The sequence below is a fragment of the Streptomyces sp. NPDC038200 genome (genome assembly GCF_055600785.1).
On the sequence record NZ_JBVJYH010000046.1, the window covers coordinates 1 to 10,121 of the forward strand.

Annotated in this window: 10 protein-coding genes; 4 read left to right on the forward strand and 6 right to left on the reverse strand. The window is 69.3% G+C overall.

Going from position 1 to position 10,121, the window contains the following annotated elements:
• Positions 1-141: 141 nt before the first annotated feature.
• The gene (locus ACZ7KF_RS41310; RefSeq protein WP_471087798.1) at positions 142-1,728 is read right to left on the reverse strand and encodes an acyl-CoA mutase large subunit family protein; all 1,587 of its coding nucleotides are present in this window, start codon (positions 1,726-1,728) and stop codon (positions 142-144) included.
• 112 nt (positions 1,729-1,840) lie between these two features.
• Here ACZ7KF_RS41310 and ACZ7KF_RS41315 point away from each other — a divergent pair, with 112 nt between their 5' ends.
• Entirely contained in the window at positions 1,841-2,593 is a 753-nt protein-coding gene (locus ACZ7KF_RS41315) for a TetR/AcrR family transcriptional regulator (RefSeq protein ID WP_471087801.1), read from the forward strand.
• Between the two features lie 15 nt (positions 2,594-2,608).
• Here the strand turns inward: ACZ7KF_RS41315 and ACZ7KF_RS41320 are convergent, their stop codons facing one another.
• The 4 genes from ACZ7KF_RS41320 to ACZ7KF_RS41335 form a co-directional block, all read right to left on the reverse strand.
• On the reverse strand, positions 2,609-3,766 hold the full coding sequence (locus tag ACZ7KF_RS41320) for a CaiB/BaiF CoA transferase family protein (protein ID WP_471087804.1): 1,158 nt from the start codon (positions 3,764-3,766) through the stop codon (positions 2,609-2,611).
• 213 nt (positions 3,767-3,979) lie between these two features.
• Entirely contained in the window at positions 3,980-4,195 is a 216-nt protein-coding gene (locus ACZ7KF_RS41325; RefSeq protein WP_471087807.1) for a hypothetical protein, read from the reverse strand.
• Entirely contained in the window at positions 4,186-4,857 is a 672-nt protein-coding gene (locus ACZ7KF_RS41330; RefSeq protein WP_471087825.1) for an alpha/beta hydrolase, read from the reverse strand. The genes ACZ7KF_RS41325 and ACZ7KF_RS41330 overlap by 10 nt, the downstream gene beginning before the upstream one ends.
• Before the next feature lie 133 nt (positions 4,858-4,990).
• Positions 4,991-6,427 (reverse strand): aldehyde dehydrogenase, encoded by a 1,437-nt coding sequence (locus tag ACZ7KF_RS41335; RefSeq protein WP_471087811.1) that lies wholly within the window; start codon positions 6,425-6,427, stop codon positions 4,991-4,993.
• 189 nt (positions 6,428-6,616) lie between these two features.
• On the opposite strand from ACZ7KF_RS41335, the gene ACZ7KF_RS41340 reads away from it, so the two are divergent.
• From ACZ7KF_RS41340 to ACZ7KF_RS41350, 3 genes are read left to right on the forward strand one after another with little or no spacing between them, the layout of a single operon-like run.
• A complete protein-coding gene (locus ACZ7KF_RS41340) occupies positions 6,617-7,636 on the forward strand; it encodes a zinc-dependent alcohol dehydrogenase family protein (RefSeq protein ID WP_471087814.1) in 1,020 nt (339 codons plus the stop codon).
• Between the two features lie 52 nt (positions 7,637-7,688).
• Positions 7,689-8,525, forward strand: coding sequence for an N-acyl homoserine lactonase family protein (locus ACZ7KF_RS41345; RefSeq protein ID WP_471087817.1), 837 nt, complete (start codon positions 7,689-7,691; stop codon positions 8,523-8,525).
• Positions 8,526-8,548: 23 nt separating this feature from the next.
• Positions 8,549-8,884: a hypothetical protein gene (locus ACZ7KF_RS41350; RefSeq protein ID WP_471087820.1), complete on the forward strand. Its 336-nt coding sequence runs from the start codon at positions 8,549-8,551 to the stop codon at positions 8,882-8,884.
• A gap of 84 nt (positions 8,885-8,968) precedes the next feature.
• On the opposite strand, the gene ACZ7KF_RS41355 is transcribed toward ACZ7KF_RS41350, so the two are convergent.
• The gene (locus ACZ7KF_RS41355) at positions 8,969-9,892 is read right to left on the reverse strand and encodes an alpha/beta hydrolase (protein ID WP_471087823.1); all 924 of its coding nucleotides are present in this window, start codon (positions 9,890-9,892) and stop codon (positions 8,969-8,971) included.
• Positions 9,893-10,121 lie beyond the last annotated feature (229 nt).

The following is a 10,121-nucleotide window of genomic DNA, read 5'->3' on the forward strand; positions in this document are numbered from 1 at the left end:
CCTTGGCGTGCTGCTTCTCGACGGCGCGCTCCGAGCCGGCGTGCGTCGCCTCGTGGATGCGGCGCTGGAGATCCGCGAGCTTCCCCGCGGTCGTGCGAATGTCGATGTCGTTCATTGCTTGCTCCACACGGACGTCGCTGGTCAGAAAATGTCGTGCGGGACGTGCACGCCCCACACGTCGCGCAGGGCGTGGGACACCTCGCCGACCGTGGCACGCTGCCGCAGCGCTTCGCGCATCGAAGGCAGCACATTGTCCGTGCCCCGGGCGGCGTCCCGGAGGGCGTCGAGAGCGCGCTCGACGGCGTCCTTGTCGCGCTCCTCGCGCAGCACCGCGAGGCGCTCGCGCTGGTCGATCTCGATCCGCGGGTCGACCCGGAGCGGCTCGTAGGGCTCCTCCTCGTCCAGGACGTACTTGTTGACGCCGACGACGGTCCGCTCCTGCTTGTCGATCTCCAGCGCGATCCGGTACGCGGACTTCTCGATCTCGGACTTCTGGAAACCCTGCTCGATCGCGGCGACGGCGCCGCCGCGCTCTTCGACGGCCTGGATCAGTTCCAGGGCCGCCGCTTCGAGGTCGTCGGTCATGGACTCCATGACGTAGGAGCCGGCGAACGGGTCGACCGTCTTGGTCACGTCGGTCTCGTAGGCGATGACCTGCTGGGTCCGCAGGGCGAGCCGGGCCGCCTTCTGGGTGGGCAGCGCGATGGCCTCGTCGTAGGAGTTGGTGTGCAGGGACTGCGTTCCGCCCAGCACCGCGCCCAGGCCCTGCAGGGCGACCCGGACGAGGTTGACCTCGGGCTGCTGCGCGGTGAGCTGCACACCGGCCGTCTGGGTGTGGAATCGCAGCATCTGCGACTTGGGGTTCTTCGCCTTGAACTCGTCGCGCATGATGCGTGCCCAGATGCGGCGGGCCGCGCGGAACTTCGCGATCTCCTCCAGCAGCGTCGTCCGGGCGACGAAGAAGAACGACAGCCGCGGCGCGAAGTCGTCCACGTCAAGCCCGGCGGCGATCGCGGCGCGCACGTACTCCTTGGCGTTGGCCAGCGTGAAGGCGATCTCCTGGACGGGTGTCGCCCCGGCCTCGGCCATGTGGTAGCCCGAGATGGAGATCGTGTTCCAGCGCGGCAGCTCCTTGTGGCAGTAGGCGAAGATGTCGCTGATCAGCCGCAGGGATTGCTGGGGCGGGAAGATGTAGGTGCCGCGGGCGATGTACTCCTTCAGTACGTCGTTCTGGATCGTGCCGGTCAGCTGATCGCCGGACACGCCCTGTTCGGCCGCGACCAGCTGGTACAGCAGGAGCAGTGTGGAGGCGGGGGCGTTGATCGTCATCGACGTCGAGACCTTGCCGAGCGGCAGGCCCCGGAAGAGGGTCCGCATGTCCTCGATCGAGTCGATGGCGACGCCGACCTTGCCGACCTCGCCGCGGGCGATCGCCTCGTCGGAGTCGTAGCCCATCTGCGTCGGCAGGTCGAAGGCCACGCTCAGACCACCTGTGCCGGCGGCCACCAGCTCGTGGTAGCGCTCGTTGGACTCCTTCGCCGTGCCGAAGCCGGCGTACTGCCGCATCGTCCACGGCCGGCCCGTGTACATCGTCGGATACACGCCGCGGGTGAACGGGAACTTCCCCGGCGCGCCGAGCTTGGCGTCCGCGTCGAAACCGGTGAGCGCCCAGCCGTCGTAGAGAGGCTGGATCGGCAGGCCGGACTCACTCTGCGCAACGGAATCCACACGGACCTCCTCCGAATACTTCTCTGGTACTCAATCTCCAATATACGGTACTCAGTACCGTTGTAGAGGGCAAGTAGTCACCGGTGGCCGAGACGGGGGAGGATGGGCGGTCATGAGCAAGGCACCAGCGCGGATCCGACTCGCGGACGCCGCATTCGCGCTCTTCGACGAGCGCGGCTACGAGCAGACCACCGTCGACGACATCGCCGAACGAGCCGGAGTCGGACGTACGACGTTCTTCCGGCACTACCGGTCCAAGGAAGCGGTCATCTTCCCCGACCACGACCGGCTGCTCGACCTGATCCGTGACCGGCTGGCGACCTCCAGCCACCGGACCGCTCTGGTCGCTGTCTCGGACGCGGTCCGCCTGGTCCTGCTGCACTACATCGAGGAGGGCGACCTCGCCCGCCGGCGGTACGCCCTGACCAGCAAGGTGGCGGCGCTGCGCGACCGGGAGATCGCGAGCGTGGCCCGCTACCAGCGGCTGTTCCGCGAGTTCATCGCGAACTGGATGGGCGACCCGACGACGTCGGCGTCGCTGCGCGCCGAGCTGATGGCGGCCTCCGTCGTCGCCGCCCACAACCACGTGCTGCGCCGGTGGCTGCGCGGTGAGTCCGCGGACCCCGTGATCGAGATGGACGAGGCGATGGGCGAGGTGCTCACCCTGTTCCCGGCACCGGGTACCGGGGCGGACGCCGCGGACGGCGGCACCACCGTCGTCGCCTTCCGCACCGGCCAGGACCTCGACGCGCTGCTGCCCTCACTGCGGCGCCTGGTCGAGGGCGACACCCACCCCCGACCGGGAGACCCGCCCTCGACCGGGACACCCTCAGCCGCGCCACCGGCGCCGACCGGCAACCGGTAGCGCGCAAGAGCCGGATCAGGTGATCGCGCCCGCGGCGCGCAGTGCGGACAGCTCGTCGGGGGTGAGGCCCCAGTCGCCCAGGACCTCGTCGGTGTGCTGCCCCGGCTCGGCGGGCGGTCCCTGGATCGCTCCGGGAGTCCGGCTGAAGCGCGGTGCCGGCGCCGGCTGGACCACGCCCTCCACCTCGACGAACGTTCCCCGCTCGCGCAGATGCGGATGGCCGGGCGCCTCCGTCAGCGACAGGACCGGCGCGATGCAGACCTCCTGGCCCTCGGCCAGCGCACACCACTCGTCCCGGGTGCGGGTCGAGAGCACCGCGGCGAGCCTGGTCCGCATCTCCGGCCACCTGGACCGGTCGTGCTGGTCCGGCATGTCCTCCTCGCGCAGCCCGAGGAGACGCAGGGTGTTGCGCCAGAACCGTGCCTCGTTGGAGCCCACGCTCAGCCAGCGGCCGTCCTTCGTCTCGTAGACGTCGTACCAGGGGGCACCCGAGTCGAGGCGGTTCGTACCGCGCTCGTCGTTCCAGTACCCGGCGGCGTGCAGTCCGTAGAAGAGGGTCATCAGGGACGCCGAACCGTCCACCATGGCCGCGTCGATCACCTGCCCGCGCCCCGAACTCCGGCTCTCCAGCAGCGCCGAGACCACGCCGAGGGCCAGATAGAGGGATCCGCCACCGAAGTCGCCGGCGAGGTTGAGCGGGATCACCGGCGGCCCTCCCGCCCTGCCGACGGAGTGCAGCACACCGGTGAGCGACACGTAGTTCACGTCGTGGCCGGGTGCCTGGGCCAGCGGCCCGCTCTGGCCCCATCCCGTCATCCGCCCGTACACGAGCCGCGGGTTGGCCGCCAGACACTCCTCCGGGCCCAGGCCCAGCTTCTCCGCGACACCCGGGCGGAAACCCTCGATCACGACATCGGCGCCGCGCACCAATTTCAGGACCGCGTCAACGGCCCCCTTGTTCTTCAGATCCAGCGCCGCACTGCGCCGCCCGCGATGGAGCAGATTGAACCGCGGCTGGACCGGCGCGCCACCGTCGTAACCCGGCGGCCGGTCGATACGGATGATGTCCGCGCCGAGATCGGAAAGGAGCATGCAGCAAAACGGGGTCGGCCCGACGCCACCCAACTCCACGATCCTGACGCCCGCGAGCGGACCGCTCGACTTTTCCGTCATCTCAGTCTCCCGTTCTGTCGCCGGGAAGTTATCCCGGGCCATGGACCAGTTCAATTGCGAAGTTCCGAACCGCGCTTTCGCGTAGTGCGAACCGGAACCTGTGCCGTGGCTGAACGGAGGGCGGCGTGCGGCGCATGAGCAGGTGCGGACACGGCTCCGGGAGTCTCCTCGAAGACTCCCGAAGCCGTGCCCGGCCGGCTCGTCACCCGTCGGTCAGAGGTTTTCCCCGAAGAAGGACGTGAGCTTCTCCAGCGCCTGGCCCACGTACTTCGGCTGGTCGTAGAGGTCGTAGTGGCTCGCGCCCTCGACGACGAAGATGTCTTTCTTCTCCGAGCGGGCCCGGTTGGAGAGTTCCCAGCCGTCGCGGTACGAGCCGAAGGCGCCGGGCACATCGCCCACGACGATCTGCAGGGGCTGCGTCAGCAGCACCTCCGCCAGGTGGAACGCGTCGAATCCCAGCGCCGCCTCCAGACCGGAGAAGCGCAGCTTGTTGGGTCGATTGCCTCGAGCGTGGGAATGGCGCCGGCCTCGCGCATGATCCGGACGTAGTTCGCAGCGACGACGGTGCCCAGCACCTTGATCCGGTGGTCGGTCATCGTGGCGTTCACGGCGTAACCGCCGCCGCCGCAGATGCCGAGGACGCCGACGCGGTCCTCGGCGACGTAGTCGAGCGTCATCAGGTAGTCCACCGCGCAGCGGAAGTCCTCCACCCGGGTGGCCGGGTCCTCCAGGTAGCGCGGCTCGGCACCGCTCTCCCCCTGGTGCGAGGCGTCGAAGGCGAGGGTGACGTATCCCTGCCCGGTCAGATGCTCGGCGTAGACACCACCGGGCGTCTGTTCCTTGCAGCTGGTGATGGGGTGGGCGCAGATGATCGCCGGGTACTTCTTCGCAGGTCGAAACCGTCCGGGAGCCGCAGGTGAGCGGCCACCTCCCAGGTTCGGTTCGCAAAGCGTACGGACTGTATGTCCATGGAGGGCTGTTCCGTTCTGTGCTTCTCTTCGCTCCGGGGCACTACGGCTTCCGGAACGGTGGTGCGGGCAGACGGCTTCCGGAACGGTGGTGCGGGCAGGCCGCGCGCGGCGGCCTCGCAGCTCGTTGCGTACCGGCCGTGTCCTGGAGTCTCACAGCCGTCGCCCTTCGGCGAAATGGGCCGGTCACATCCCCGGGCCATGCCGACCGGGGACAGCCCTGTCCTCCCGCACCAGGCCCGTGCGGACATGCGGCTCACACCGTGCCGGCACTCCGGAAGATCGTCTTGAGTTCGAGGTACGGGTCCAGGCTGCCGGGCCCCAGTTCCCGTCCGAGGCCGCTGTTCTTGACGCCGCCGAAGGGGGCTTCCATGGGGAAGGAGGCGGTGTTGACCCCGACGGTGCCGGTCACGATCCTGCGGGCGACGGCCGTGGCCCGGTCGCGGTCGGGTGAGAAGACCCCACCGCCCAGGCCGTAGTCGGAGTCGTTGGCGATGGCGACGGCCTCGTCCTCGGTGTCGTAGGGGATGACGACGAGGACCGGGCCGAAGATCTCCTCCCGGGCGATGCGCATGTCGTTGGTGACATCGCGGAAGACGGTGGGCTGGACGTAGTAGCCGGTGGTGAAGCCGGGGCGACCGCCGCCGACGACGACCTCGGCGCCCTCGTCGCGCCCCAGCTGCAGGTAGGCCTCGACACGGTCGCGCTGGCGGGCGGAGACCAGGGGGCCGAACAGGTTGGCGGGGTCCGTCGGGTCGCCCTGCGGGACGGCGCTCAGGGCCGCGGCGACGGCCTCGACCACCTCGTCGTAGCGTGAGCGGGGCGCGAGCACCCGGGTCAGCGCACGGCAGGTCTGGCCGGTGTTGGGCGAGCAGGCCGAGGCGACGAACGGGCGGAACGCCTCCAGGTCGACGTCGTCGAGGAGGATCGCGGCGGACTTGCCGCCCAGTTCCAGGGTCACCCGCTTCAGTGCCCGGCCGCAGGCCGCCGCGATGGCCCGGCCGGCGTCGGTGGAGCCGGTGAAGGCGATCTTGCGCACCAGTGGATGCTCGACCAGGGCGGTGCCGGTCTCGCGGCCGCCGCTGACCACGTTCAGCACCCCCGCCGGTATGCCGGCCGCGGTGGCGATCTCCGCGAAGAGGAACGCGTCGAGGGTGGTCTCCGGCGCGGGCTTGATCACCGCGGTGCAGCCGGCCGCGAGCGCGGGGCCGACCTTCCAGGCGATCAGCGGCTGCGGCCCGTTCCACGGTGTGATGACGCCGACCACCCCGACGGGCTCACGGCGCAGCAGAGCGTCGCCGAATGAGGTCCGCAGCGGCTCCTCTTCGGCCAACTTCTCCGCGAGCGAGGCGAAGTAGCGGTAATTGAGGGGGACCTGCTGCTGCATGGCCCGGGAGACGGTGATGGGGGTGCCGTTCTGCCGGGTGACGAGCCGGGAGATCTCCTCGGCACGCTCCTCGAACGCGTCCGCCAGGTTCCGCAGCCGCCGGGCGCGCTCGGCGGGACCGGTCGCGGCCCATTCGGCTCCGGCGCCGTCGGCGGCGTGGACGGCGGCGTCGACATCGGCCGCGGACCCGTCGGGGATGGCGGCGAACGTCGCTTCGCTCGCCGGGTCGACGACGGGGATGCGGTGCGCCGAGCCGGCGGGCCGGAAAGCCCCGTCGATGTAGTGGGACTCGTGCTGGACGACCACTGTGGAGGGCTCCTTCGGACTTTTCTTTTTCTGCCGGTCAGGCAGCCCCGAAACCTATCCCACAGGGCACTCCATTTCAATTTCCTGGTTTCGAATCACTGATTCGGGAATCTTCAAGTGCACGAGCCTTAACGCGGACGTAACCGCGGCATTACGGTGCCGGAAGTCTGACAAGGTGAAGGGCAGGACATGCAAGGAATCACGTTTCCCGGCGATCGCCGTGCGGTCCTCAAGGATTTTCCCGAGCCGCGGCCGGGGCCCGGGGAAGCGGTCGTCCGTATGCGGGCCTCGGGGATGTGCGGAAGCGATCTCCACTCCTATCGGGGGTCGACGGCCTTCGGCGGCAGCGCGGACGTCATCCAGGGGCACGAGCCCTGTGGCGACGTGCACGCGGTGGGGCCGGGAGTGAACCCGGAGACGGTGGCCGTCGGCGACCGCGTCATGATCCACCACTACTGGGGCTGCGACCGGTGCGACCACTGCAGGTCCGGCTGGCCGCAGATGTGCGACGGCGGCGATGTGCGCCTGCTGTCCGTCAACGAGCCGGGCGGGCACGCCCCTTACCTGGTCGTGCCGGTCCGTACGCTGCTGCCGCTCCCCGACGCGCTCAGCTACAAGGCCGGCGCCGCCATCGGCTGCGGCACCGGCACGGCGTGGGGCGGACTCAGGCGCCTGGGCGACCTCGGCGGCGCCACCCTGGTGGTCCTCGGCCAGGGCCCCGTCGGCCTGTCCGGCACCATGCTGGCCGCCGCCCTTGGCGCGCGCGTCATCGGCGTGGACATCAACGACGCCCGACTGGAACGCGCACGCGAGTTCGGCGCCCGGGAGGTCGTCAACTCCGCCGCGGCGGACATCCGCGAGGCGGTCCACGGCCTCACCGGGGGCCGGGGAGCGGATCTGGTGCTGGAGACCTCGGGCGTGGCAGGCGCCGACGCCCTGAAGGTCCTCGGCAAGTGGGGACGCGCGTGCTTCATCGGGCTGCCCGGGCCCGTGGAGTTCAAGACGCAGGACATCTACAAGAACCAGTGGACCCTCATGACGTCCTGGACGCTCTCGTCGGTCGAACAGGCCCGCTGTGCCGACTTCGTCACCGCCCGCGGCCTGCCGGTGGACGCCCTGTTCACCAGGAGCTGGCAGCTCGACGAGGCCGCCGAGGCCTACGAGTGGTTCGACCGGCAGACCGACGGCAAGGGCGTTTTCGAGTTCTGACGCCGCCGTGTCCGCAAGCCGAGACCCGCACCGCTCCCGTACGGAGACACCTATGAGCAAGTCGAGAACCATCCGGCGCCTGTGGGCGCTCGACGCCCCCACCCTCACCGTGGACAAGAGCGTCCTGCTGCTGGGAAGCGGCGGGGAGGACGTGACCCTGCCGGCCCCGTCCTTCCTGGTCGAGCACGACGAAGGGCTGCTGCTGTTCGACACCGGGCTGGCGACCGAGGCCGCGGGCGACCCGGCCGGCGCGTACGGGCCGCTGGCCGCCATGTTCGAGATGGACTTCCCCGCGGAACGCCGACTGGACCGGCAGCTCGAAGCACTCGGCCTCCGGACCACGGACGTCAAGCGCGTGGTGCTCTCGCACGCGCACTTCGACCACACCGGCGGACTGCACCACTTCCCGCACGCCGAGGGCTTCGTCGGCGCCGGCGAACTGCGCTACGCCCGCAACGCGGACCCGCATACGGCGGGGTTCTTCCGGGACCAGGATCTGAGGGCGGCGGCGGCGATCCGGTGGAACGAGCTGCCGGCCGGCTACGACCACGACATGTTCGGCGACGGCAGCGTCACCCTGCTGTCCCTGCCGGGCCACACCCCTGGCTCCCTCGGACTCCGGCTCCGCTTCGAGGAGCACACGCTGATCCTCACCGGCGACGCGGCACACCTGCGGGAGAACACCGCCACCACGGTGGGCATGCCGTTCGACGCCGACATCGGGAACAAACTCGACTCGCTGCGCAAGCTGAAGTTGCTCGGCACCAGACAGGACGTGACCGTCTGGGTCAATCATGACCCGCAGCACTGGGCTGCGCTGCGCGCCTCCGGAAAGGAAATCGACGCCGCCTCGCTGCATTCCCTTTCCCGGCAAGCGATCTGTTCTTGATTCCGACTGAGCAGGAGAATGTCATGCCGAGATACACCTATGTCGTGCTCACCAACCCCGTCGAGGGGAAGGAAGAGGAGTTCAACGACTGGTACTCGAACATCCACGTGTACGACGCGCTCAGGGTTCCCGGATTCGTCTCCGCGCAGCGGTTCCGCCTGGCTCCGGCACAGCGGAGCGCGACCCCCTACGGCTACCTCGCGATCTACGAGCTGGAGACCGACAGCCTGCAGGAGTCGGTCGACGCGCTAGCGGCGCGCTACGACACGCCGGAGATGGTGATCAGCGAGGCGCTCCACCCGGAGCGGCTGGGCCTGATCTTCGAAGCCATGGGCCCCCGCGTCGAGGCGACACCCTGAACCCCGCCCCCTCAAGGGACGCCGGCGGAGCGGCCCGCACCGCTCCGCCCGGCGACCTGCCGCAGGATCTCCGGCGGCAGGTCACTACAGGTTGTCCTTGAAGAAAGGCGTGATCTTCTCGAATGCCTGGTCCACGTACTTCGGCTGGTCGTAGAGGTCGTAGTGGCTCGCGCCCTTCACCACGAAGATGTCCTTCTTCTCCGAGCGCGCCCGGTCGAACAGCTCGTACCCGTCCCGGTAGGAGCCGAAGGCGCCGGGGACATCACCCACGATGATCTGCAGTGGCTGCGTCAGGAGGACCTCGGCCAAGTGGAAGGCGTCGAACCCGAAGGCCGCCTCCAGACCGGAGAAGCGGAGCTTGTTCGGGGAGTTGGGGTGCTGCCCCCGGGGGGTGCGGTAGTACTCGACGGCGTTGACGGTGTCGACGTCGGTGATGCCGGCCTTCTCCCGCTCCTCCGTCGACCCGGGGATGTAGGTCGTGAGGTGCGGTTCGGCGCCGCGTGCCTCGGCCGTGCGCTGCTTGCCGACCGCCTCGAGCGTCGCGACGGCCGCGTCGGGGGAGAGGTCGCCCTCGCGCATGAGCCGGCCGTAGTTCGCGGCGACCACGGTCACCAGCGCCTTGATCCGGTGGTCGGTCATCGTGGCGTTCGCGGCGTAACCGCCGCCGCCGCAGACGCCCAGGACGCCGACGCGGTCCTCGTCGACGTAGTCGAGCGTCATCAGATAGTCCACGGCACAGCGGAAGTCCTCGACGCGTGACCCCGGGTCCTCCAGATAACGGGGTTCGCCGCCGCTCTCGCCCTGGTACGACGCGTCGAACGCGAGCGTGATGTAGCCCTGTTCGGTGAGCCGCTCGGCGTAGATGCCGCCGGCCGTCTGCTCCTTGCAGCTGCTGATCGGGTGGGCGCAGATGATCGCGGGGTACTTCTCGTTCTCGTCGAATCCCTTGGGCACTCGAAGATGCGCCGCCACGTCCCAGGTCCGGTTCCTGAACCGCACTTCCTGCATCTCTCGTTCCTCCTCGTCGGTGGGTTCGATGTCCGAGTTCCACCGCCCGGGCCCACTATCCTGGGACAGAATCGACCCCCCTTAGGATTGTGCACCATATGTCCGGAATCTTCAGTCCGGGAGTGGAGGGGTGGGCGTCGTCGTATGCCCTGACGTTCATGGCCGTGAGGAATCCATCAAGCTATATGATGCTTTGTGTTCGGACGGGCCGGACCGTGATGGCGAACGA